Origin of the sequence: Pseudoalteromonas sp. Z9A5, from assembly GCF_011378875.1 — a bacterium.
GTDB lineage: Bacteria > Pseudomonadota > Gammaproteobacteria > Enterobacterales > Alteromonadaceae > Pseudoalteromonas.
Genome location: NZ_WTLC01000026.1, coordinates 41428 through 64907, shown reverse-complemented (window position 1 = coordinate 64907; position 23480 = coordinate 41428). Strand labels below are relative to the sequence as shown.

The 23480-nt window shown below is 39.0% G+C and carries 25 protein-coding genes; 8 read left to right on the top strand and 17 right to left on the bottom strand.

Annotation, left to right across the window (positions count from 1 at the left end; all coding sequences use genetic code 11):
* The first annotated feature begins 273 nt into the window (after positions 1-273).
* A complete protein-coding gene (locus GQR56_RS13955; protein WP_166112485.1) occupies positions 274-819 on the top strand; it encodes a gamma carbonic anhydrase family protein in 546 nt (181 codons plus the stop codon).
* On the opposite strand, the gene GQR56_RS13950 is transcribed toward GQR56_RS13955, so the two are convergent.
* Together GQR56_RS13950 and aroE are read right to left on the bottom strand one after the other, a co-directional pair.
* Positions 811-1065 (bottom strand): DUF1488 family protein, encoded by a 255-nt coding sequence (locus GQR56_RS13950; protein WP_004335144.1) that lies wholly within the window; start codon positions 1063-1065, stop codon positions 811-813. The two genes, GQR56_RS13955 and GQR56_RS13950, sit on opposite strands and share 9 nt — an antisense overlap.
* On the bottom strand, positions 1062-1886 hold the full coding sequence (gene aroE, locus GQR56_RS13945; protein WP_166112482.1) for a shikimate dehydrogenase: 825 nt from the start codon (positions 1884-1886) through the stop codon (positions 1062-1064). The genes GQR56_RS13950 and aroE overlap by 4 nt, the downstream gene beginning before the upstream one ends.
* A gap of 53 nt (positions 1887-1939) precedes the next feature.
* Between aroE and GQR56_RS13940 the strand changes: the two genes are divergently transcribed.
* Positions 1940-2377, top strand: coding sequence for a group II truncated hemoglobin (locus GQR56_RS13940; RefSeq protein ID WP_004335148.1), 438 nt, complete (start codon positions 1940-1942; stop codon positions 2375-2377).
* 63 nt (positions 2378-2440) lie between these two features.
* Here the strand turns inward: GQR56_RS13940 and hemF are convergent, their stop codons facing one another.
* The 6 genes from hemF to GQR56_RS13910 form a co-directional block, all read right to left on the bottom strand.
* On the bottom strand, positions 2441-3391 hold the full coding sequence (gene hemF, locus GQR56_RS13935) for an oxygen-dependent coproporphyrinogen oxidase (RefSeq protein ID WP_166112479.1): 951 nt from the start codon (positions 3389-3391) through the stop codon (positions 2441-2443).
* A 1-nt stretch (position 3392) separates the two neighbouring features.
* A complete protein-coding gene (locus GQR56_RS13930) occupies positions 3393-3956 on the bottom strand; it encodes an L-threonylcarbamoyladenylate synthase (RefSeq protein WP_166112476.1) in 564 nt (187 codons plus the stop codon).
* Positions 3957-3981: 25 nt separating this feature from the next.
* Entirely contained in the window at positions 3982-4557 is a 576-nt protein-coding gene (locus tag GQR56_RS13925; protein ID WP_166112473.1) for a topoisomerase DNA-binding C4 zinc finger domain-containing protein, read from the bottom strand.
* Positions 4558-4671: 114 nt separating this feature from the next.
* On the bottom strand, positions 4672-5145 hold the full coding sequence (locus tag GQR56_RS13920; protein ID WP_024609630.1) for a DUF494 family protein: 474 nt from the start codon (positions 5143-5145) through the stop codon (positions 4672-4674).
* Between the two features lies 1 nt (position 5146).
* Positions 5147-6238: a DNA-processing protein DprA gene (dprA, locus tag GQR56_RS13915; protein WP_166112470.1), complete on the bottom strand. Its 1092-nt coding sequence runs from the start codon at positions 6236-6238 to the stop codon at positions 5147-5149.
* A gap of 31 nt (positions 6239-6269) precedes the next feature.
* Positions 6270-7391, bottom strand: coding sequence for a LysM peptidoglycan-binding domain-containing protein (locus GQR56_RS13910; RefSeq protein WP_024609628.1), 1122 nt, complete (start codon positions 7389-7391; stop codon positions 6270-6272).
* A 118-nt stretch (positions 7392-7509) separates the two neighbouring features.
* Here GQR56_RS13910 and def point away from each other — a divergent pair, with 118 nt between their 5' ends.
* From def to trkA, 4 genes are all read left to right on the top strand, one after another.
* Entirely contained in the window at positions 7510-8016 is a 507-nt protein-coding gene (def, locus tag GQR56_RS13905) for a peptide deformylase (protein WP_166112467.1), read from the top strand.
* Between the two features lie 21 nt (positions 8017-8037).
* The gene (gene fmt / locus GQR56_RS13900) at positions 8038-8991 is read left to right on the top strand and encodes a methionyl-tRNA formyltransferase (RefSeq protein ID WP_166112464.1); all 954 of its coding nucleotides are present in this window, start codon (positions 8038-8040) and stop codon (positions 8989-8991) included.
* Complete coding sequence (gene rsmB, locus GQR56_RS13895; RefSeq protein ID WP_024609625.1) at positions 8984-10279, top strand: 16S rRNA (cytosine(967)-C(5))-methyltransferase RsmB; 1296 nt, start codon at positions 8984-8986, stop codon at positions 10277-10279. The genes fmt and rsmB overlap by 8 nt, the downstream gene beginning before the upstream one ends.
* 87 nt (positions 10280-10366) lie before the next feature.
* Positions 10367-11743, top strand: a complete 1377-nt coding sequence (gene trkA, locus GQR56_RS13890) for a Trk system potassium transporter TrkA (RefSeq protein ID WP_024609624.1) — start codon at positions 10367-10369, stop codon at positions 11741-11743.
* A 65-nt stretch (positions 11744-11808) separates the two neighbouring features.
* On the opposite strand, the gene GQR56_RS13885 is transcribed toward trkA, so the two are convergent.
* The 9 genes from GQR56_RS13885 to GQR56_RS13845 all read right to left on the bottom strand — a co-directional run bounded on the left by GQR56_RS13885 (position 11809) and on the right by GQR56_RS13845 (position 19684).
* On the bottom strand, positions 11809-12024 hold the full coding sequence (locus GQR56_RS13885; RefSeq protein WP_024609623.1) for an EF-hand domain-containing protein: 216 nt from the start codon (positions 12022-12024) through the stop codon (positions 11809-11811).
* Between the two features lie 79 nt (positions 12025-12103).
* Positions 12104-12316, bottom strand: a complete 213-nt coding sequence (locus GQR56_RS13880; RefSeq protein WP_024609622.1) for a calmodulin — start codon at positions 12314-12316, stop codon at positions 12104-12106.
* A gap of 148 nt (positions 12317-12464) precedes the next feature.
* Positions 12465-12677 (bottom strand): EF-hand domain-containing protein, encoded by a 213-nt coding sequence (locus tag GQR56_RS13875; protein WP_024609621.1) that lies wholly within the window; start codon positions 12675-12677, stop codon positions 12465-12467.
* A gap of 56 nt (positions 12678-12733) precedes the next feature.
* Positions 12734-12946, bottom strand: a complete 213-nt coding sequence (locus GQR56_RS13870) for an EF-hand domain-containing protein (RefSeq protein ID WP_024609620.1) — start codon at positions 12944-12946, stop codon at positions 12734-12736.
* Between the two features lie 461 nt (positions 12947-13407).
* Positions 13408-14070 carry a flagellar brake protein gene (locus GQR56_RS13865; RefSeq protein ID WP_024609619.1) on the bottom strand — a complete coding sequence of 221 codons (663 nt, stop codon included), beginning with the start codon at positions 14068-14070 and terminating at the stop codon, positions 13408-13410.
* Between the two features lie 40 nt (positions 14071-14110).
* The gene (locus tag GQR56_RS13860) at positions 14111-15562 is read right to left on the bottom strand and encodes a TrkH family potassium uptake protein (RefSeq protein ID WP_024609618.1); all 1452 of its coding nucleotides are present in this window, start codon (positions 15560-15562) and stop codon (positions 14111-14113) included.
* 96 nt (positions 15563-15658) lie between these two features.
* Positions 15659-16273, bottom strand: a complete 615-nt coding sequence (locus GQR56_RS13855) for a YigZ family protein (RefSeq protein ID WP_024609617.1) — start codon at positions 16271-16273, stop codon at positions 15659-15661.
* An 86-nt stretch (positions 16274-16359) separates the two neighbouring features.
* Entirely contained in the window at positions 16360-17682 is a 1323-nt protein-coding gene (gene pepQ, locus GQR56_RS13850) for a Xaa-Pro dipeptidase (RefSeq protein ID WP_024609616.1), read from the bottom strand.
* A 115-nt stretch (positions 17683-17797) separates the two neighbouring features.
* Positions 17798-19684: a transglycosylase SLT domain-containing protein gene (locus tag GQR56_RS13845; RefSeq protein WP_166112461.1), complete on the bottom strand. Its 1887-nt coding sequence runs from the start codon at positions 19682-19684 to the stop codon at positions 17798-17800.
* 193 nt (positions 19685-19877) lie between these two features.
* On the opposite strand from GQR56_RS13845, the gene fadB reads away from it, so the two are divergent.
* Positions 19878-22037, top strand: coding sequence for a fatty acid oxidation complex subunit alpha FadB (gene fadB, locus GQR56_RS13840; protein WP_166112458.1), 2160 nt, complete (start codon positions 19878-19880; stop codon positions 22035-22037).
* Between the two features lie 4 nt (positions 22038-22041).
* On the top strand, positions 22042-23211 hold the full coding sequence (gene fadA / locus GQR56_RS13835; protein ID WP_007584192.1) for an acetyl-CoA C-acyltransferase FadA: 1170 nt from the start codon (positions 22042-22044) through the stop codon (positions 23209-23211).
* Positions 23212-23480 lie beyond the last annotated feature (269 nt).

Here is a 23480-nt window from a genome sequence, read left to right as displayed (position 1 = left end):
AATTTAAAACCGAAGTTTTATTTAACTCTCTGAGTAGTTCGCTCCTCGCTAGGCGTTGGCGTTTCCCGTCTCAGTGGGGTCGCATTATAGGGAGAACAGATTTTTACGCAAGTACTTTTTTAACAAAACTTCAAATAAAGTGCTGTTCGGTCAGTAACTAACCTAAAGTGTCTGAAAGTGGTAGTTTAATAATCAAATTTTGCTTTTGTAGTACTTAAATAAATTCTACTGTTACACTTATTGATAATCTAACTATTATTTATAGGTATAAATATGGCAATCCGTTCTTATAAAGGTGTTACCCCTTCGTTTAACACGTCTGTTTATGTTGATGAGTCATCGGTATTAGTCGGTGATATTACTTTAGGTAGTGATAGTAGTGTTTGGCCGTTAGTTGCGGCTCGTGGTGACGTTAACTATATACGTATTGGTAAACGTTCCAATATACAAGATGGCAGTGTATTACATTTATCTCGTGCTACTAAAAGCAATCCAGATGGGTATCCGCTTATTATAGGTGACGATGTAACTGTTGGTCATAAGGTAATGCTGCATGGATGTGTACTAGGAGATCGTATACTTGTGGGTATGGGCGCAATTATTATGGATAACGTAGTTGTTGAAGATGATGTGATTATAGGTGGTGGCTCTTTGGTCCCACCTAACAAACGCTTAGAGTCTGGTTACTTATATGTAGGAAGCCCAGCTAAGCAAGCCCGCCCTCTCACAGAGCAAGAACTTGCCTTTTTAAAAATATCTGCCGATAACTATGTATCACTTAAAGATGAATACTTAACTGAAATAGCTAACTTAAGTTAATAAACTTACTTCAATTTGACCTGCCGAGTTATAGCTCTCTTCTTCGATGAGTTCCTCGGCACGTTCTTCGTAATCAAAGCGATATTTTTCAAAATACTCTGTTGCATGGCTTTCGTCTGTTAATTTAAGTGTATTTACTTCTATTACACACTCCACCAGCATGCCACTAACTTGTGCAAAAAATACTAACTGATGATCGGGCTCTCTAAATTCCAGTCTATCTATAAATTGTATTGCCTGATTCATTTGAGCACCCCTTGTTTAAGCGCATCCACTACGGGAAGTATTTTTGGCATTTTATTACGCCATACATAATATGCTTGAGCAGCCTGACCAACTAACATTCCGCTACCATCTAAAAGCTTAGCGTTAGTATTATGCTGTGCAACCCAATTCATAAAAATGGTGTTTTGCAGTGAATAAAACATGTCATAGGCTACTTCACAGTTAGTTATATGTTTTTCATCAAGTGCCGGCAGCTCGTTATTCATACTGCTAGATGTAGAGTTTATAATTAGTGAGTAATCGCTTACTGGTAAATCATTAAAGCCAAAGCCAGATACCGGTCCATATTGAGTAAATAGCTCTGCGAGTTCTTTAGCTTTTTGTGCTGTGCGATTAACTATTATTATTTCATGAGGATTATGCTCTAACAAAGGTAAAATAACCCCTCGAGCAGCGCCGCCCGCACCAATAATTAAAATGCGTTTATTAGTTATAGTTACTTTATTAGCGAGTAAATCATTTACAAAGCCCACACCATCGGTGTTATCACCTAGTAATGTGCCATCATCTCGTTTTTTTAATGTATTAACAGCCCCTACAATTTTAGCTAATGGCGTAAGCTCATCAGCCATTGCATAAGCTTGCTCTTTAAATGGCATTGTAACGTTAGCACCAGCACCACCTTGCTCAAAAAAAGACAATACTGTTTTTTCAAAGTTATCGATAGGTGCTAATATTGCGCGATAGTCGATTTGCTCACCCAGTGATACAGCAAATTGTTTATGTATCGCGGGGGATTTTGAATGTTTAATTGGATTTCCAAAAACCGCATATTTGTCCATTTTAAAGCAACCTCTTTGCAGCTATACACTGCCTATTAACGATGATAAATAATATGATTAAACGACTTTTTTCTAAATCTAAGCCAGCTCCCGAGCAACAGGCTCCTACTCCTGAAAAAACACCTTACGAAATAATAGGTGGAGAAAAAGGAGCGCGCGCTATTTCTAATCGATTCTACGACATAATGGAGTCAGATGAATACGCTAAACCGTTATATGATATGCATCCTCTGCCATTAGATCGAATTCGCCAAGTATTTTTTGAATTTTTATCTGGTTGGTTAGGCGGGCCAAACCTATTTACAGAAAAACATGGTCAGCCAATGCTGCGTAAACGCCATATGCCTTTTACTGTAGATAAAGCATTGCGCGATCAATGGATGTACTGCATGAATAAAACGCTGGATATAGAAATAGACAATCCGTTATTGCGTGAAGGCTTAAAGCAATCATTTTCTCAACTAGCAACGCACATGATCAATCAGCATTAAATTTGTATTGTAACTAAATACAGAAAGGCGCTAATTAGCGCCTTTTTGATTACTGTGTAATTTTTATAATTGCCATTCTCTGGCTATTAGCTCACTTGGTTGACTAGTTAACCACTCTTGCGGGCGTAAGTAATACTGATATAGGTTAGCTTCTGGACTACTTGGCTCTGGTTTATAATTATATTCCCAGCGTGCAAGTGGTGGCATAGACATTAATATAGACTCTGTGCGACCGCCACTTTGTAGTCCAAATAAAGTGCCTCTATCCCATACTAAATTAAACTCGACATAACGTCCGCGACGATAAAGCTGAAAATCACGTTGTTGCTCTGTGTATTCATCATTTTTACGACGTTCAATAATAGGTAAATAGGCATCTAAAAAGCCATTACCCACCGATTGCATAAACGCAAAACTCTTTTCAAAACCAAGTTCGTTTAAATCGTCAAAAAACAAACCGCCTACTCCGCGAGTCTCGTCTCTGTGCTTTAAATAAAAATACTCGTCGCACCATGTTTTATATTTTGGATAAACTTCACTACCAAATGGCGCACAAATGTCGTGAGCAACTTGATGCCAATGCTGTACGTCTTCTAATACTGGATAAAAAGGAGTGAGATCAAATCCGCCACCAAACCACCATATTGGCTCTTCGCCTTCTTTTTCGGCTATAAAAAAGCGCACATTGGCATGACTTGTTGGTACATGAGGGTTTTTAGGGTGAATAACTAACGACACACCACATGCGTGAAAGCTTCGCCCTGCAAGCTCTGGTCTGTGTGCTGTTGCAGAACCTGGCATTGAAGCGCCAAATACATGAGAGTAATTAACTCCGCCTTGTTCTATTACAGTGCCATTAGTGGTTACGCGTGTGCGACCACCACCGCCTTCAGCTCGCTGCCAGTTATCTTCTATAAATTGAGCACTACCATCGGCAGCCTCCAAACCTTGGCAAATAGTGTCTTGCAAAGCCATAAAGTATGCTTTTACTTGATCTAATAATTCGCTTTGCATTTTAACCTCTAAATATTTTGCCCGTCATGGCGTCTTTTATTGTGCTTGGTTGAGTATTGCCACCTAATGGCTCATCAACGTAAAAGCCAACTTGTTCTGCAAATTGTGCTTTAGCTTGCTCAATGCTAATAACAGTTTCTTGTCCTGTTAAGTTTGCACTAGTTGATACCAGCGGCTTACTAAACTCTTGGCACAAACGCTTTACTGTTGGATGATTTGTTACTCTTACGGCTATAGTATCAAACTGCCCTGTTAGCCATTTTGGCGTGTCTTTAGATGCAGGCATAACCCATGTAATTGCTGCAGGCCAACTCGAAAAAATATCGGCTCGTTTATCCATTGGTATTTTTGCATCATCTACGTATTTTAATAATTGCCCGTAGTTATCAGCAATTAAAATAAGCCCTTTTTCAACCGGGCGCTGCTTAATTGCTAATAGCTTTTCAACGGCTTGTTGATTATCTGGATCGCAGCCTAAACCAAATACTGCTTCTGTTGGATATAAAATAACTTCGCCTTGCGTTAAACACGTTATTGCAGTGGGCATATTTGGAAGGTCTGACAAAATAGTCTCCAGAAATAATTAAATGTTAGTCAGTTGGGGCTAGTTTATGCATGCAACTTTTTTGTGGGCATTGCAATAGTGTGCTATTAGCCATTTTTCTTTCGATAACTATTGGCCATTTACACTCAGGGCAAGGTTGTTCAATTGGTTTGTTATTTAGTGTGTATTTACAACTAGGATAACAATCACAAGAATAAAATACTTTACCAAACTTATTACTACGCGCTACTAAATTACCTTTTTTGCATTTAGGGCAACTCGGTAATACTTCTTCATTTTGTTTTTCTTCATTTTCATTAGCAATATAATGGCACTCTGGATAACCCGTACACCCAATAAACATGCCGTAGCGACCATTTTTAACCACCAGCGGTTTGCTACACTCAGGGCATGCTGAATCTTCAAGAACTTTAATTTCGTTACTATCGTGATGTGCCAATGGTCTAATAAAATCGCATTCGGGGTAACTTGCACATCCTAAAAAAGGACCTGATTTACTATTGCGGATCACTAACTCTGAACCACACTGTGGGCATATCTCGTATTCTTTTTCGAGGGCGTGCTTGTTCGCCGAGAAAAGCGAATGATCGATTTTACTCATGGTGATCCTAAAATATTAGTGAATTTTCGCCTAATATACCCAAACCACTTAAAGATACAAGCAATGCTGTGTTTATACGTTTAAGTAATTTGAGTGCAATTAAAATAATTATCTCTAATGAAGAAGTTCGCTGGGTTCATCAAAAATCAAATCTTCCATTTGCTCATACGCCTCCTCAGAGCCTGGAACATTAAATAAGATCATAAGTACAATCCACTTTAAATCCCCTAAGCTAATATTTGGCTTATCTAGTGAGGCTAAACAGTCCATTACCATTTCACGAGTAACATTGTTAATAACACCTATTTGCTCAATAAACATTAAAAAACCACGACACTCGGCACTGAGCCTTTGGCACTCGCTATCGGTAAATATACGAATTGCATTTGTAGGATTAGCTATAAGGTAAGGAGACTCATCACTGTGTTGTAAATCAGCCAGTTGCTCTAGCCAATCGAGTGCTTTAAATATCTCAGGCTTATTAAAACCTGCTCGCAATAACTCATCAGTTAGCTCATTTTGCTCTGCAAAAATATCGGCTTCGCTATGAATATAGTTTTCAAAAAGATATAAAAGAATATCAAACATATTACCTTCCCGCGCTTAGCTTAATATAGCCATCTAAAACACGCTCAATTTGATCATCTAATTCTAAATCGAGTAATCTAGCTAACACTTCATCTATTGGCATTTGAGCACGGCGAACGATATCGTCAACACTGGTCACCTCAAATCCAATACTGTTTAAAATCTCGCATTGGGATTTGGCCTGAACAGGCATATCCTTTGTATATACGTCACTTTGATAAGAAAAACTAACTTCATCAAGAATGTCAGTTACATTTTCCACTAACTTAGCTCCTTGTTTAATTAAAAAGTGACTAGCCTGTGACAGTGGATTTTTAATAGAACCAGGAACAGCAAATACCTCCTTATTTTGCTCAAGTGCATAACGTACAGTTATCAGCGAGCCACTTTTAATTTCAGCCTCAACAATAAGTACACCTAACGACAATCCCGAAATAATACGATTACGACGCGGGAAGTTATGTGCATTAGCGGCAGTACCTGGCAGAAACTCACTTACCAATAAACCACGCTCCAATACTTGGTCAGTTAATAATTTGTGGCGCTTAGGATAATAAATATCAACCCCTGTGCCTAACACCGCAATAGTATTTCCATTACCAGCAAGTGCACCTTTGTGAGCTGCTCCATCTATCCCCCTTGCCATACCCGACGTAACCGTAATACCAGCTGAAGTTAACTCGTATGCAAATTCTGATGCTATTTCAAGCCCCGTAGGTGTCGCGTTACGACTTCCTACAATGGCAATTTGTGGAGTAGATAACAACGAAATATTTCCCCTGCAAAATAGCAACAAAGGCGCACTTGCAATCTGTCGAAGATCTTCAGGATAAAGTGCATCAAAAATACATACTGCGGTAATATTATTTTGTGTAATTAACTGCTCATAATGGCTCACTTGCTGCCAATTAGTATTGAGTAAATTAGTTACCTGATTAGCGGTTAGACCTAACTGTAATAGTTGGTCATGAGATAAGCCAAATAATGACTCAAGGGAATAGTTTTTAGATAATGCTAAAAGGGTTTTAATACCTAACCCTTTACACATATAAAAGGCAAGCCAGTGGGCTAGCTTGCCATAAGATTGATCCATGCTCTCTCCTAGAGCACCGACTCGCTACAACTTAATGAATAACTGCAAAATCTCCAACGCGAATTGGGTGCTGGTTTTTAGTTATTAGCGCATAACTTACTTTGTCATACACTTTAAATACAATTAACTCGCCGACTTTTTCTTTAGGCATAGTCCATGCTTTACTATTTACGTCTGGTTCAATACCCAATGTCTCTTTCGTATCAGCTACTAACTTCTCGAACTGACTCGAATCTTCAGGGTAACGAGGACCTCGCTGACCATCTATTACACTCGGCGATTGACGCTCAATGTCTAACACATGACCAACTTCTAGTTGCTGATCAGAGCCTAAGTTTAGCACTACAATGTCCATTGTGCTGAATTCTCGGTGATGACTCGGTGAAGCAATTACACTTCCTTCGATTGGCTGCTCAGGTCTGTGCATATTAAAGTAAGCTGGCAACATTTGTCCTTCTGATAGTGGTAATAAAAAATCACCTTGTTTAATCTCGCGCTTTACCGACTCAACTCGTGCAGAGGACGGGACTCCGTTTTCTACATCGCCTTGTCTAAATATACGCGCAACACCTACATAATGGGCTCTATTAGCCAATACTTCTTGAGTGTTTGGATCTGTATAAGGTTCGCCTTTATGGTAAATAGCATAGGCTTGGTTTAATTTTAAATTACCATTAATATATAAAATATGACCTAAAGTTTGTGTTTTAGTATTTTGGTTTGCACCTAAAACATATGGTTTAGCGTCAATCTCATCGCTATTAATTATCTGCTCATACGTTAAATAAGGCTTAATTAACTCAAGAGGTAATGTAGTAACCGCATTTTTACCTTTTGGCGTAATACGACCTTGAGGCGATAACTTACGATAAGCTTTATTGATCACCAAACGCGGATTTCCATCGGCATCATAAATGAGTGTTAACGCATCACCTGGGTAAATAAGATGTGGATTGTCAATTTGTGGATTCATTTGCCATAACTCAGGCCACAGCCAAGGTTCATTCAAATAAATACCAGAAATGTCCCAAAGCGTATCGCCTTTTTTCACAACATACTGTTTTGGTGCGTCTTTTTTTATTGTAAGAACATCAGCTACTGCCGGAAAAGCAGCACTTAATGCAAGCATGATTGCAACTAATGGAGATTTCATTGGGCTTCCTTGTATTGTTTTTTCATTATTATTGACCAAAACCTGTTAAAGGGGAACGCTAATGGCTAAAATAAGAGCATACAATACCCTAAATTAAGCACAAGTGTAAAAGGTAACTATGGCTACGTTAGAAGTTTTAAGATTTCCAGATGAACGTTTACGCACAATAGCACAAGATGTTGTACAAATTGATGACTCTATACGCCAGATTGTGAAAGACATGCTGGAAACTATGTATGATGAAAATGGCATTGGACTTGCTGCAACGCAAGTAGATATTCATCAAAGAATTGTGGTTATTGATGTATCAGAAGAACGCGATGAACCCCTGGTATTAATTAACCCACAAATTATTAAAAAAGATGGCTCTACTATTAGTGAAGAAGGCTGTTTATCAGTACCTAACTCGTATGCAAAAGTAGACCGAGCAGAAACAGTAACCGTTGCTGCACTTAACGAAAACGGCGAAGAGTTTGTTTTAGACGCAGACGAATTATTAGCTATTTGTATTCAACACGAACTTGATCACCTTCAAGGTAAATTGTTCATTGATTACTTATCTCCATTAAAGCGCCAACGTATTCGTAAAAAGCTTGAAAAAGAAGCCAAGTTTGCAGAACAGTAATAAGCACCTTAGGAAAACTCAGTGACTCAACCATTACGCATTATATTTGCCGGTACGCCGGACTTTGCCGCACGTCATTTACAAAAGCTAATTGAAAGTGAACATCAAATAGTAGGTGTTTATAGCCAACCTGACCGCCCTGCTGGTCGAGGTAAAAAATTAAAAGCCAGTGAAGTTAAAGAGCTAGCGCTTGAGCATAACTTACCTGTTTTTCAGCCACCATCATTAAAAACTCAAGACGCATTAAATGAGCTTAACAGCCTAAATGCCGATATTATGATTGTTGTGGCCTATGGCTTAATTTTACCTAAAGCAATTTTAGACGCACCAAGAATGGGCTGTTTAAATGTTCACGGATCTATTTTACCGCGCTGGCGCGGAGCGGCACCAATTCAACGCGCGATTTGGGCTGGTGACGAACAAACTGGCGTAACAATAATGCAAATGGATGAAGGGCTAGATACCGGCGATATGCTACATATTAGCCGCTGTCCTATTAGCACGATAGAAACCAGCGCAAGTTTATATACAAAACTTGCAGAGCTAGGCCCAGGTGCATTGATTGAAACCATTAACAAATTAGCGAATGGTGAAATCACTCCTGAGCCACAAAATGATGAACTCGCTAATTACGCTAAAAAGCTTTCTAAAGAAGAAGCGAATATTGACTGGTCAATGAGCGCGGTACAAATTGAGCGAAACATTCGCTCTTTTAATCCATGGCCAGTGTGCTTTACCCAAATGGGTGGACAAACAGTAAAGATTTATCAAGCGCAAGTTATCTTGCAATCAGGTAATCCTGGGCAAATTTTATTAAGCGACAAAAACGGTGTAATAGTTGCGTGTGGCGAACACGCTTTATGTATTACGCAATTACAACCGCAAGGTAAAAAACCAATGGCAATTAACGACTTTTTAAATGGTCGTAGTGACTGGGTAACTCCTGGCACAATATTAGGCGAAAATAATGAGTAATGTTCAAAATGTACGAGCGCTTGCCGCTGAAACTTTATATAACGTAGTTGATAAAGGCGCATCGCTTAATCAAGAACTCCCATTTGCAAGCCAAGGCTTGCCGCCTAAAGATAAAGCGCTGCTACAGCAAATTTGCTATGGCGTTTTACGCTACTTACCTAGCCTTGAAAATTACTGCCAACATTTAGTGGAAGATCCACTTAAAGGTAAACGCAGAATATTTCAATTTTTACTGTATGTTGGTATTTATCAACTACAACATATGCGCGTACCGCCACATGCAGCAATTTCAGAAACGGTAAATGCACTTGCTCAACTACGAGCTTTAGGCTTAAAAGGTCTTATTAACGCTATATTACGTAGTTTTCAGCGCCAACAAGTTGAACTTGAAGAAAAGGCAAAGCTAATTCCGGTGTGTTTATACAACCACCCAAATTGGTTTATTAAGCAAGTTAAAGAAGCTTACCCTGATAGCTGGGAAGAAATACTTGCAGAAAACCAACATCAAGCACCTATGTGGTTACGTGTAAATCAATCACAATTTAGCACTCAAGAATACAGCGATATACTTAGCGCTAATGATATTGAGCACACCGTAAACCCTGACTTTATAGATGGGATTAAGCTTGCCAAACCACGCGATGTATTTTCACTGCCTGAGTTTGATACAGGTGCGTGTTCAGTACAAGACGCTGCAGCACAGTTGGCAGCTCGCTTTTTAGAGCCAAAAGATGATGACTATATTTTAGATGCCTGCGCAGCACCTGGCGGTAAAACATGTCATATTTTAGAGCTAGCTGATGCAGAAGTACTTGCTCTCGACAGCGATTCAACCCGACTAGAGCGTGTTAAACAAAACTTAACCCGTATTGGTCTTGGCGCTGACTTACAATGTGGTGATGCGTCACAACCACACACATGGTGGGACGATAAACAATTTGATCGTATTTTATTAGACGTGCCTTGTTCGGCTACTGGTGTAATTCGCCGTCATCCAGATATAAAATGGCTTCGTCGCGCATCAGATATTGTAGATTTAGCAGCTCTTCAGGGCGATATACTCAATAGCATTTGGCCACTATTAAAGCCAGGCGGCACATTGGTATATGCTACATGCTCGGTACTTCCACAAGAAAACCAACAACAAGTTGCTAAGTTTTTAGCTAATAACGATGACGTAGATCATATTCCACTTCATGATAAAGACACCGTTACAACGCCAGGATTACAGTTATTACCAGGTGAAAGTGACGGATTTTATTACGCTAAGTTGGTTAAAAAAATCTAATATCGATAACACTGAATCATTAGCCATTTATCATAAATTAAGTGGCTAATATTTTAATTAAATTGGTAATTATAATACTGGTAAATAATGAAAATAATCATACTCGGTGCTGGGCAAGTTGGCGCCACACTCGCTGAAAATTTAGTGGGCGAACAAAACGAAATAACGGTTGTTGATATAGATGGTAATCGTTTACGTGAGCTTCAAGATAAGTACGATTTACAAGGGGTAATGGGACACAGTGCCCACCCTGACGTGTTACGTCGTGCCGGTGCAGAAGATGCCGATATGATTATAGCCGTGACCAGTTCAGATGAAGTAAATATGGTTGCTTGCCAAGTGGCGTATAGTATTTTTAATACACCCACTAAAATTGCTCGAATTCGCTCAGAGCAATATTTAAAGTACCGTGAAAAACTATTTCAAAACGATGATTTACCTATCGACCATTACATTGCTCCCGAAGCACTCGTTACTAAATATATTCGTCGTTTAATTGACTACCCTGGCGCATTGCAAGTACTACAATTTGCCGATGGTATGCTCTCGTTAGTTGCAGTAAAAGCATATTATGGCGGTTTACTTGTAGGCTATGCGTTATCAGCACTTAAAGAGCACATTCCTAATGTAGAAACTCGTGTTGCAGCCATTTATCGCCAAGGTAAAGCGATTAAGCCGCTGGGTACTACGGTCATTGAAGCTGATGACGAAGTATTTTTTATTGCTGCTACCAAACATATTCGCGCGGTAATGAACGAGCTGCAAAAACTAGAGCGTTCATACAAGAAAATTATGATTGCTGGTGGCGGTAACATTGGTGCGGGTCTTGCTCGTTCACTTGAAAAAAACCACACGGTTAAATTAATTGAACGCAGTAAAGAGCGTGCAGAGCAACTATCAGAAATGCTCGATAACACTGTTGTGTTTTGTGGCGATGCATCTGATCAAGAGCTACTTTCAGAAGAGCATATAGAACAAGTCGATGTATTTATTGCTGTAACCAACGACGATGAAGCTAATATTATGTCGGCCATGCTTGCAAAGCGTATGGGCGCGCAAAAAACTATGGTGCTTATCCAGCGTGGTGCTTATGTTGATTTAGTACAAGGTGGTGAAATAGATATTGCTATATCACCACAACAAGCAACTATTTCAGCATTACTAACACACGTACGTCGTGGTGATATTGTGAATGTATATTCACTGCGTAAAGGCGCAGCAGAAGCAATTGAAGCTGTTGCTCATGGCGATGAAAACACATCAAAAGTGGTTGGTCGCGCAATTGCAGATATAAAACTGCCAGCAGGTACAACTATTGGGGCAATAGTACGTAATGACGATGTACTCATTGCTCACGACGACACTATAATTATGTCGGGGGATCACGTTATTATGTTCTTAATCGATAAAAAGCACATTAACGTAGTAGAAAAGCTATTCCAAGTAAGTGCTATATTTTTATAGCTTTATTTTACGCACAAAAAAGCCGCTGACTAAGGCGGCTTTAGTGGAGTATTACCAGTATTTAATTACTGCACTTTTGAAAATTCTTCTTTAGAAATCTCACCATTACCATCAGTATCTAAATCATCAAAAATCTTTACAAGCTGAGGATTAACCTTTGCTTCTTCCATTGTGATAGCACCATCACCATCGGCGTCAAAAGATGAAAAATCGACTGCCGCATAGGCTGCTGATGAAGACGCTAGAACTAAAACTGCAAGTGTTGTATTTAATGTTTTCATAATAATTTCCTAAATAAGTAAAGTCGGTTTACAAAATGCTTTGCTATGGAAGCAATAAAAATTGACTGTGAAAAAATAATTAATAGTTGGCAAATTCTTCTTTAGAAAGCTCACCACTGCCATCTGTATCAAGCTCTATAAACTCAGCCATTAAATCGGTATCTACCGCAGCTTCGCTAGGGCTAATTGTGCCGCTGGCGTCTGTATCTAGACTATCAAAGTCGGATGCTGCAAAGGCAGCTGAAGAAGATGCTAATGCGATAAGTGCTAATGCTTTATTTAAATGTTTCATAACTTAATCCTTCAATATTTCATTTAATTGTCTATCAAAAAAATTGGCTTATAATTTACAAAGTGATTCACACTTCCTTGCTATCCTTTTTTGTAAGCTCCTTGCCTACTTAGATTGTCTTTGGCAATTCAGGAATGAACAGTTTAAATTAAGCTTTTGAAAATTCTTCTTGTGACAACTCACCATTTTGATCAGTGTCGAGCTCTGTAAACATGCTCATTAAATCTGAATTTATTGATGCTTCACTAAGGCTAATACCGCCATTACCATCAATATCAAAAGTATCGAAATCGGTTGCTGCAAAAGCCGCTGAAGAAGATGCTAGTGCGATAAGTGCTAACGCTTTATTTAGTGTTTTCATAGTATGTATCCTTCAATTTTTAAATATGTGGGGCTGTGCGCCTCAGTGTTTTAAGCTTATGCTTGTGAAAACTCTTCTTTTGATAACTCACCATTTTCGTCAGTATCGAGCTCAGAGAATATGCTCATTAATTTTGCATCTACAGATGCTTCAGCTTGGCTAATTGCACCATTGCCATCTACATCTAATGTATCGAAGTCTGTAGCCGCAAAAGCTGCTGATGAAGATGCTAATGCGATAAGTGCTAAAGTTTTATTAATGCTTTTCATAATATGTATCCTTCAAATTTATGTGTGCGATTAAATGCTTTCTTTAAATCACGTTTTCGTTCAGTACAACTAGACTAATACAACTTAAATGCCAGCTTTTAAAAACCATTACTTTTCAAAGTATTAGAGGTTAAATAAACTAAATATGGATAAATACTAGGTGATTTTTGTTGCTTTATAGCAACACACTTTACAGACACAAAATTAAAGCGAATAAAAACAATCAGTTATGTTTACGCGAAAAGATACAATTTTGATAAGAAATTATTAAGAGGATTCTTTTTTAGAAGAATTGAGTTGAAATTTAGCCAAGTGTTTTGTTAAAAAACAAAATATGGCATTTAAAATAAAAATCAAAGCCTTGTTTTAAAAGGAAAAACAATTAATTTTTAATGAAAATAAAAAATATTGATTAAAAATCAATTGAAAATCACTTTTTGTTGCAAAGAAGCGAAAGTAATTTATTCCGTTGTCGACTCTAGTGCTGAAGGGTCGATAAAATGCTCTTTCATAAAAGTTTGCATCTCACCTTCACTTGCTAATAGCTTAATGCCACAACGTGCTCCGGTAGTATGCTCTTTAACGCTACATACCTCACCTTCAAAGTTTTTATCACTGCTGTTAAGTATTACAGTGCACTGCATATCTTTTATATTTTCGAGTTCTTTATCACTTTTAACGTCAAACATAACTCCCGTTAATGAAATATCTTTAATTACTCCATTAAGTACTCGGTCGTCGCTTAATTTAAGTTTTGCAGGTAATAAGGTGGGTATACGTGTTTGTGAACGCAGAGCAAATAGCTGCACTTGTTTAGGAAAATTAATAAAAATAAGCCGTGCTGGATGAGAGGCAACCGACATTACCTGTTGGCGAAACGCTATAACCTGCCCACCTTCACCTTCTATTAAAGCTCTGACTACAACCATTACACCATCACGTAAATAATCAACAGCTGCAGGTAGGCGTTTTGAATTTGGGTAATTTAAAATAATAAACTTATTATCAAGTAAACCTATAAACTCCGTTTTTACACGTTTACTGTCAGTTGGGGTTAGTATTTCTAAATCAACCATTCCCCCAGTTGTTAACTGGTGTAGTTTTTCTAGGTTTGTAGTTGGCATATCCCTTTCCCAATAATAATTTTTATAGTTAAGCTATCGTTTATCCACGCCAAAATGTTGGTGTAAATAGCACTAATAAAGTAAATATTTCTAAACGCCCAAATACCATTGCAATGGTAAGTAACCATTTGGCACCATCGCTGACGGCTCCGTAATGCGATGCAACATCACCCAAGCCAGGACCAAGATTATTTAAACAAGCTGCTGTAGCAGAAAACGCGGTAATGTTATCCATACCGGTACCCATTAACGCTAGCATAATAATAATAAACACTAATGCATACGCAGAGAAAAACCCCCACACAGCCTCTACTACTTTATCTGGTAACGCTTTTCGACCCAGTTTTATCGAATATATAGCTCGAGGATGCACCAACCTATTAAGCTCGCGCACACCTTGTAAATAAAGCAAAAATACTCGTACTACTTTCATACCGCCACCAGTAGAGCCCGCACATCCGCCAATAAAACTCGAAAAGATTAGTAAGATAGGCAAAAACAAAGGCCAAGTAGAAAAGTTATCGGTAGCAAAGCCGGCTGTAGTACTCATCGAAACAGCTTGAAACAATGCCTGATCGAGGGTTTCGTCGCCATCTGCAAAAATTTCGTTTGATGAAAGCACTGTAAAGCAAATAACCACCAGCGCTAATTGAATACACAAAAACACCTTAAATTCTGGGTCACGTATATACACCTGTATGTTTCTACTTGCTACCGCAGCATAGTGTAGTGAAAAATTAACAGCTGCAATTATCAAAAAGAAAACACATATAAAGTTAATTACAGGGCTATCAAAATGCCCCATAGAGGCATCGTAAGTAGAAAATCCACCAATTGCCACAGTAGAAAACGCATGACAAATTGCATCAAACCAGTTCATTCCTGCAGCCCAATAGGCAAGCATACATGCAACTGTTAACGATACATAAATGTACCAAAGATGCTTTGCTGTATCGGCTATACGCGGGGTCATTTTTGAATCTTTTACTGGCCCTGGTATTTCGGCTCGATATAACTGCATACCACCTACGCCTAGCATTGGCAGTATAGCTACCGCAAGTACGATTATCCCCATTCCACCAAACCACTGTAATTGCTGTCGATAAAACAACACGGATTTAGGAAGGTATTCAATACCGGTAAGCACCGTAGCGCCTGTAGTTGTTAAGCCAGAGAATGCTTCAAACACCGCATCGGCTAACGATAAATTAGGTTCTTGTAAAAATATAAGTGGTAAGGACGCAAACGCCCCTAGTACCAACCAAAACAAAACAACAATCAAAAAGCCTTCTCGTGCTTTTAAGTCCCCGTTTTCATGACGATTTGGGTAATAAGCCATTAAGCCAATAACAACACTAAAAATAAATGCTAAAACAAACGGAACACCGCCACCGTCTTTGTAAATTAAAGACACCAGTGCTGGGGGCACCATGGTAATACTGAACAAGGCAACAAGTTGCCCAAGAATTTTTATGATGGTCCGAAATTGCATTTAGCTTATCGCTTTTATTATTAGTAAATTCAGATTGAGTTGTATCAACCAGATCAAATAGAGTGAGTATGCATAACATGCAATTTGTGTAGGTTATTACTCTTTAATAGTTAACTCAACTGCGCCGTGACTTAAATCAAAAATATCTTTTATTGCCTGCTGTGCTTGGCGACTATCAATAGTGATCTCCCATTTAATATTAGCAGTAAATTGCTTCTCAATATTAAGTACTTGATAGTTGGTTTTTAGTAGCTGCTCAATAGCACCTTGCATGCTGTACTCGCTACTTCCTGTAATTTCAACACTGGGTACTTTAAGCACTGTTTGCATATTTACTAATGCATTATTTAACGAGCCACCGTAGGCACGCACTAATCCACCTGTGCCTAGTTTTATACCGCCAAAGTAACGTGTAACTACAGCTGTTATTTCACCAAGCCCCGAACCCACCAGCACATTTAACATGGGTTTTCCTGCGGTGCCATTTGGCTCACCATCATCCGAAAAACCATAAACATGACTACCACCTGGATTACCAGCTACATGTGCCCAGCAATTATGGCGGGCATCGCCATACTTTTCTTCAATGTTTTTAATAAATGCTTTAGCTGAATTTAAATCGGGGGTATGTGCAATGTGAACTATAAACGTACTTTTTTTAATTTCTTCTTGATGAAAAACATCAGCAGCAGGATATTTATATTCAGACATATTAAAAGCTCAATTAAAAATGGGGCCTAAAGGCCCCGTTCATATGCATATTTTAACGTTTATTCGCTAACACGTCTTTATAGAAATTAATCGAGCGCTAAATTACGCGTCATATTCTCTAAGCTATCTTCGTGAACAATAATGTTGTCTTCAATACGAATACCGCCAAATGGTTTAAATGACTCAACCTTTTCCCAATTAATAAATTGCTTATTATCGGTTTGCGCTAAATCGTTAAGTAGTGAATCAATAAAATATAAACCTGGCTCAATAGTAAATACTTGGTTTTTTTCAATCAAGCGAGTACAACGCAAAAATGGATGACCTTCAGGTGATGGTTGATGTGTGCCCTTTTCGTCACTCATAAAACCGCCCATATCGTGTACTTGTAAACCAAGATGATGCCCTAGCCCATGTGGGAAGAAAGTAGAGGTAATTTTACGCTCAACAATTTCCTCAGCGGGTAAGTTAACAATTTTGAAGTCACTCAGTATTTGTGCGATACGGTTATGGCATTCAACGTGTAAATCACCATAAAGCATACCCGGCTTTAAACCTTTACCTAGTTCGATTTGTTGAACCGTCATCGCTTGTACAAGTTCAGCAAACTCACCCTGCTTTTTAAAATCGTAGGTACGTGTAATATCAGCAGCATAACCATTAAAGTTTGCACCGGCATCAATTAAAAATGAGTTATGAGTGTGTGGCGCTTTTGGATCAAAGTGCGTGTAATGCAAAATAGCGCAGTTTTCGTTAAGTGCAACTATATTGCCATACGGCATTTCATTTTCACTTTGACGTGTTGCCATTAAGTACGCTTGCTGAATATCGAACTCGCTACCACCATTAAAAAATGTGTCACGTGCGGCTTTATGCCCATCTACTGCAATACGGTTAGCGTTGCGTAAACATTCAAGTTCGTACTGCGTTTTATAAGCGCGGTGGTAATGAAAATAGTTAAGTACAGGCTCAGGGTTCATAATACTAAAGCCAAGTGCTTGCGCTACTTCAATGTACTCACCCATATAAGCGTATTTAGCTTTGTCGTATGGTAATAATTTTTCAACTTGATCAGGCTGAAGTAATAGCTCTATATCAAAGTACTCAGCCCAAAAATCACGAGGCTCATCTGGCACTTTATGCCAAAAATCAACTGGTCGATAAAATATTAGTTTTGGTTTGTCGCTACCATTTACCACAATCCAGCAATGGGGATTATCAATAACCGGTAACCACGCTTTAAACTGTGGATTAACTTTAAATGGATAATACATATCATCTAAAAACTGGCGCTTAGCTTGGCCTGAGTGAATAACTAATCCTTCTAACCCTTCGCTACTACAAATTGTACGAGTACGCTGTTGCAGTGTTGCAATATGTTCGGCGTATAAAACGGCTAATTTATCCATTGTTAATCCATCTGTTAAATTTAACTTGCTCTGAGTCTACCACTTATATGCTAAGCGCTCAAAAAAGGGGATATCTAAACGCATTAGATATCCCCCTACTTTAAACTGATGTTTACTAACCGCCCATTTTCATTTCCAGTAGCGGTGCTAGTATATTTCCTTCTCTACCCATTCTAGTGTGATAGACCTGTCTATACGCAAAAACATTTTTTACGTAATCGCGAGTTTCACGATAAGGAATAAGCTCTACCCACAATTCAGCTGGTATAGCCTCATCTGGTAACCAACGTTTTACCCTATGATAGCCTGCATTATATGATGCAGTAGCCAGCACTTCGTTACCGTGGTTTTTCTTTTTTAAATACTGTAAATAACTAGTACCTAATCTTATGTTGGTTTTGGGCTCATACAAACGGCTACTAGTTACACTTCCTTTATTTACATACTCCGCTGTACTTGGTAATAACTGCATTAAACCACGGGCATTAGCATGCGAACGTACATCTGGTGCAAATGAGCTTTCTCTTCGAGCAATTGCGATGCTCCATGCAACATCTATTTTACTGCGCTTGCTGTAACGCTCAAATAAGTCTTTAAACGCAAACGGAAAACGAAGTTCTACGTAATCCCATGCTTTAATTTTTGCTAACGTAAAAATAGTGCTGTCGTGCCAACCTAAATCTGTAGAGATTGTTGATGCAGCTAATTTTTCATCAGCACTCGATGTATTAGTTAAATAATTCCATTCTCGACGCGCTGAAGTAAAGCGCTCCATCTCATAAAGTGCTTTTGCACGCTTAAAGCCTGGGGCATTACTTACTTTATCTACGAGCGCTTGATCAACTATTAAAGGCTTATTATTTAAATCAACCGGAAGCCCTAAGCGTGCGGCAGCTAAAAAGCCGTAATAATCACGATTAGCAGCGACTACTTTCCAAATTTCATCTGCTTTTTGTTGCTCACCACGTTTTGCATAGCTATAAGCTAACCAATATTGCTGACCAAGACTAAGATTATCTTTGCCCGTAAAAAACGCAGCAATACCTTCCCAATCTTGGGTTTTAAGCATATTGCCTAACTGCCACTGTATGAGCTTGCTGTCTAACCGCTCTTTAGGTACTTTGTTTAACCAAAAGCCTGCTTGTTTATGTCCGCTAGAGGCAAGCGATAATGCAAATGTGTAATAAACGTCTGCTTTATCTTCATCGCTATATTTAAATATTTTTTCTAACTTTTCCCACGCTTTTAATGCAAGCTCTTTATCGCGCCACACTAAGCGTTTAACACCATAAATAGCTATTTGACCTTCTTTAGCAGACTTATTTTTATATCGATACAAACCAGCCGATGCGCTTGGGTCTTTATGAACCTTTAAATATAAATCAGCTAAGTAACCTTCATTCTTTGGCAATAATGTTTTTAAATATGGTAATAAACTTTGTGTACCGCCTTCAGCGGCTAAGGTTATGCGTTTCCACACAGTATCTTCTTTCATGTAACCTTTTTTACGCCACAATGAAAAAATAGCATCGCACTCTTCTGGTTGCGATTTACCTACAGCCCACAAATCCGTTACCTGATTAAATATTGCTTTTTCAGGCGCGCCTAAATCTAATTGAAAGTCTAAATAAGTACATGTTAGCTCAGCATTAGACGTTTCGCGGTAATTGCGAATATAGGCTGCTTTTTTATTTGTTTTTTCTAAATACTGTAGCCAAGCTTTACGCACAGGCCACTCGAGTGGTGTATGCTGATAAACCGTTAAATAATCTTCTATCTCTGCCTGATACTTAATATCGGGATTACGTTGCCAGTATGTTTTTTCAACATAAGGTTTTAATGGATGCTCAAGCCCGCTCACTGCTTCTTTAAAGTCTTGATAGTCACCGTATCGCACTTTTTTTTCAGCATCTAAAAATGCATCGTTGTCGATAGCCGCCTCGGCAGAATAAAGAGGAAATATAAATGCAGCTGCCACAACGTTTAATAAATATTTTTTCATAATGTCCTTTAATAAAAAATTAAAGCGATGAGTAAAAACTTTTCAACCACCTTAGCACCAAACCAGCTATATTTTAAACAGCCGATTGTAACCGAGTTAATTTTTTCGTTGCATTTTTAATTTAAAGCAAGCACACTGATTGAAATGCAAACTCATCGTACCAGTCTTAGTTCGTCAACTAGGGAGAATAATAATGTTATATAAAAGCGATTCCTTTGAAGTTAGTTTCATAAAGGAAAACATCGCCGAGTTTAAGTTTTGTGTTGCAGGTTCTGTAAACACATTATCTCAAAAAACTCTTTCAGATTGCGCAGCAGCATTAAAAGAATTAGCCGCCAATACTGATATCAAAGGCATGATTTTTACCAGCGATAAAGACCACTTTATTATTGGTGCAGATATCTTCGAATTTTTACCTACATTTACTAAACCTGAAGAAGAATTAGTAGTGTGGATCAAAAACGCAACTGATGTTTTTGATGCAATCGAAGACTTACCATTCCCAACTCTAAGCGCCATAAACGGTATGGCACTTGGCGGTGGTTGTGAGTGGGCACTTGCTACCGATTATCGCGTAGCAAGCGAAACAGCTAAAATGGGCTTACCAGAAGTTAAGCTTGGCATAATGCCAGGGTTTGGTGGCACAGTGCGCTTACCACGTATCATTGGCGCCGATAACGCAATGATGTGGATTACCTCAGGCGCAGAAAATCGCGCTGCAGATGCCCTTAAAGTAGGTGCGTTTGACGCAGTAGTTAGTGCTGACAAACTTTTAGAGTCAAGTGTATCAACACTTGAGCTAGCAATTGCAGGCAAGCTAGATTGGCAAGCAAAACGCAACGTAAAACTACAGCCACTTAAATTAAACCGTGTTGAGCAAGGCATGAGCTTTGCTATGGCAGAAGGTATGGTAATGGGTAAAACCAAAGGCCACTATCCTGCACCGGTTATGGCTGTACGTACTATTAAAGCAGCGGCAAACTGTACTCGCGATGAAGCAATGGCAATCGAAAATGCTAACTTTGCTAAATTAGCACGTACACCAGAAGCAGCTGCACAGACAGGTATATTCCTAGCTGACCAATACATTAAAGGTAAAGCACGTAAATTTGCTAAACAAAGCGATGTAGAAATTAAACAAGCCGCTGTATTAGGGGCTGGTATTATGGGTGGCGGTATTGCATACCAGTCTGCTTATAAAGGCACACCTATTATAATGAAAGACATCCAACAAGATGCGCTTGATTTAGGTATGGGTGAAGCGTCTAAGTTATTAGGCGCAAAAGTTAAGCGTGGCCACATGCCAATGGAAAAAATGCTTGCCACTCTTAGCAAAATTAAACCAACACTTAACGCGTCAGACCTACAAAGTGCCAACATTATTGTTGAAGCCGTTGTAGAAAACCCTAAAGTTAAGCAAGCAGTACTCGCTGATCTTGAAAAGAGCATGCCAGAAGGCACTGTACTTACTTCAAACACATCAACTATTTGTATTGATTTATTAGCAGAAGCACTCGATAAACCAGAAAACTTCTGTGGTATGCACTTTTTCAATCCAGTGCCAAAAATGCCATTAGTAGAAATTATCCGTGGTGCTAAAACGTCAGATAAAACAATTAATGCAGTAGTTGATTACGCGCTTAAATTAGGTAAATCGCCAATTGTTGTTAACGATTGCCCAGGCTTCTTTGTAAACCGTGTTTTATTCCCTTACTTTGCAGGTTTTAGCAAATTAGTGGTTGAAGGCGCTAACTTTGCAAAAGTAGATAAAGTAATGGAAAACGTATTTGGCTGGCCTATGGGTCCGGCTTACCTACTTGATGTTGTAGGTATTGATACAGCGTTCCATTGTACTGGCGTAATGGCCGACGGTTTCCCTGAACGTATGGCGCGTGCTGATAAAGACCCAGTGACTATTTTTGCCAACGAAAAACGTTTTGGTCAAAAGAACAAAGCCGGTTTTTACAAATACGAAACAGATCGTCGCGGTCGTCTTAAAAAGTCTCATGACGAGACAGCAGTTGAGCTACTAAGCCCAATTACAGACGCACCAAAAGAATTTGATAAACAAGAAATCATCGACCGTTGTATGATTCCAATGATCAACGAAGTGCTACTGTGTTTGCAAGAAGGCATTATTGCCTCTGCGCAAGAAGCAGATATGGCATTAGTTTACGGTGTTGGTTTCCCTCCATTTAGAGGCGGCGCGTTCCGTTACTTAGATCAAACTGGTTTAGCTAACTTTGTTGCAGCAGCAGACAAATACGCTCACCTAGGTGCGATTTACCAAGTATCTGAGCAAACTCGCAAGTGGGCCGAAGAGGGTCGTGTTTTCTATAAGGTGGAAGGTTAATATCATGAATAATCCAGTAATTGTAGATTGTATCCGCACACCAATGGGTCGCTCTAAAAGTGGTGTATTCAAACATAAACGTGCTGAAGACTTAAGCGCACATTTAATGAAAGGCTTACTTGATCGCAACCCAGCAGTTGATCCAGCATCAATTGACGATATTTATTGGGGTTGTGTACAGCAAACATTAGAGCAAGGTTTTAACGTAGCACGTAACGCAGCATTACTTGCCGGTATCCCACACAGCGTACCAGCTGTAACGGTTAACCGTTTATGTGGCTCGTCTATGCAAGCATTGCATGACGCAGCACGCGCAATAATGACAGGCGCTGGCGACACTTACCTAATTGGTGGTGTTGAGCACATGGGTCACGTACCTATGACTCACGGTAACGACTTTCATCCTGGTCTAGCAACAACTATTGCACAAGCATCGGGCTCAATGGGTTTAACAGCAGAATACCTTGCTACGCTTCATGGCATTAGTCGTGAGCAACAAGATGAATTTGCTTATCGCTCACATCAACGTGCACAAGCTGCAACTGTTGAAGGCCGTTTCCGTCGCGAAATTTTAGCAATGGAAGGTCACGCAGCAGATGGTTCGCTTATCTTAGTTGAAGACGACGAAGTAATACGCCCAGAAACAACAGTAGAAGGCTTATCAAAGCTTCGTCCTGTATTTAATCCTGCATCGGGTACGGTAACAGCCGGTACTTCTTCTGCACTTTCTGACGGCGCATCTGCAATGTTAGTAATGAGCGAAGAAAAAGCAAAAGAACTTGGCTTGCCAATTCGTGCACGTATTAAAGCAATGGCAGTCGCTGGTTGCGATCCATCAATTATGGGTTACGGCCCAGTACCAGCAAGTAAAAAAGCACTTGCTCAAGCCGGCATTACAATTGATGACTTAGGTGTAGTAGAACTTAACGAAGCCTTTGCAGCTCAATCATTACCTGTAATGAAAGATTTAGGTTTAATGGATGTAGTTGACGAAAAAGTGAATTTAAATGGCGGCGCAATCGCACTTGGTCACCCACTGGGTTGTTCGGGTTCGCGTATTAGCACATCGCTTATTCACTTGATGGAAGACAAAAATGTACGATACGGTTTAGCAACTATGTGTATTGGTTTAGGCCAAGGCATTGCAACTGTATTTGAACGTGTTCAAGACTAATTAGTTTAAACATGTAAAACCATCTTGGTGATTAAAAAGGCGAACTGATTTTATTCAGTTCGCCTTTTTTATTAGCTTTAATTTAGCAAAAATTATCCGTTATAAAACCAGTATGTAGTACTACGGAATTATGTGATCGGGCGTATTATTAAATAACGTGTTTTGCAGCAATAAAGTTTCAAATAAAATGAACATATTGAGGTAAGTAAAATAGTTAAATTACGCTCAAAATTGCGCTAAACTACCAAACTTATTAATTGCTATACCCT

Bases quoted from the DNA above. Each gene is read 5' to 3' on its own strand.
- GQR56_RS13955 (WP_166112485.1), top strand. From the start codon at position 274: ATGGCAATCCGTTCTTATAAAGGTGTTACCCCTTCGTTTAACACGTCT.
- GQR56_RS13950 (WP_004335144.1), bottom strand. From the start codon at position 1,065: ATGAATCAGGCAATACAATTTATAGATAGACTGGAATTTAGAGAGCCC.
- aroE (WP_166112482.1), bottom strand. From the start codon at position 1,886: ATGGACAAATATGCGGTTTTTGGAAATCCAATTAAACATTCAAAATCC.
- GQR56_RS13940 (WP_004335148.1), top strand. From the start codon at position 1,940: ATGATTAAACGACTTTTTTCTAAATCTAAGCCAGCTCCCGAGCAACAG.
- hemF (WP_166112479.1), bottom strand. From the start codon at position 3,391: ATGCAAAGCGAATTATTAGATCAAGTAAAAGCATACTTTATGGCTTTG.
- GQR56_RS13925 (WP_166112473.1), bottom strand. From the start codon at position 4,557: ATGAGTAAAATCGATCATTCGCTTTTCTCGGCGAACAAGCACGCCCTC.
- GQR56_RS13920 (WP_024609630.1), bottom strand. From the start codon at position 5,145: ATGTTTGATATTCTTTTATATCTTTTTGAAAACTATATTCATAGCGAA.
- dprA (WP_166112470.1), bottom strand. From the start codon at position 6,238: ATGGATCAATCTTATGGCAAGCTAGCCCACTGGCTTGCCTTTTATATG.
- GQR56_RS13910 (WP_024609628.1), bottom strand. From the start codon at position 7,391: ATGAAATCTCCATTAGTTGCAATCATGCTTGCATTAAGTGCTGCTTTT.
- def (WP_166112467.1), top strand. From the start codon at position 7,510: ATGGCTACGTTAGAAGTTTTAAGATTTCCAGATGAACGTTTACGCACA.
- rsmB (WP_024609625.1), top strand. From the start codon at position 8,984: ATGAGTAATGTTCAAAATGTACGAGCGCTTGCCGCTGAAACTTTATAT.
- trkA (WP_024609624.1), top strand. From the start codon at position 10,367: ATGAAAATAATCATACTCGGTGCTGGGCAAGTTGGCGCCACACTCGCT.
- GQR56_RS13885 (WP_024609623.1), bottom strand. From the start codon at position 12,024: ATGAAAACATTAAATACAACACTTGCAGTTTTAGTTCTAGCGTCTTCA.
- GQR56_RS13880 (WP_024609622.1), bottom strand. From the start codon at position 12,316: ATGAAACATTTAAATAAAGCATTAGCACTTATCGCATTAGCATCTTCT.
- GQR56_RS13875 (WP_024609621.1), bottom strand. From the start codon at position 12,677: ATGAAAACACTAAATAAAGCGTTAGCACTTATCGCACTAGCATCTTCT.
- GQR56_RS13870 (WP_024609620.1), bottom strand. From the start codon at position 12,946: ATGAAAAGCATTAATAAAACTTTAGCACTTATCGCATTAGCATCTTCA.
- GQR56_RS13865 (WP_024609619.1), bottom strand. From the start codon at position 14,070: ATGCCAACTACAAACCTAGAAAAACTACACCAGTTAACAACTGGGGGA.
- GQR56_RS13860 (WP_024609618.1), bottom strand. From the start codon at position 15,562: ATGCAATTTCGGACCATCATAAAAATTCTTGGGCAACTTGTTGCCTTG.
- GQR56_RS13855 (WP_024609617.1), bottom strand. From the start codon at position 16,273: ATGTCTGAATATAAATATCCTGCTGCTGATGTTTTTCATCAAGAAGAA.
- pepQ (WP_024609616.1), bottom strand. From the start codon at position 17,682: ATGGATAAATTAGCCGTTTTATACGCCGAACATATTGCAACACTGCAA.
- GQR56_RS13845 (WP_166112461.1), bottom strand. From the start codon at position 19,684: ATGAAAAAATATTTATTAAACGTTGTGGCAGCTGCATTTATATTTCCT.
- fadB (WP_166112458.1), top strand. From the start codon at position 19,878: ATGTTATATAAAAGCGATTCCTTTGAAGTTAGTTTCATAAAGGAAAAC.
- fadA (WP_007584192.1), top strand. From the start codon at position 22,042: ATGAATAATCCAGTAATTGTAGATTGTATCCGCACACCAATGGGTCGC.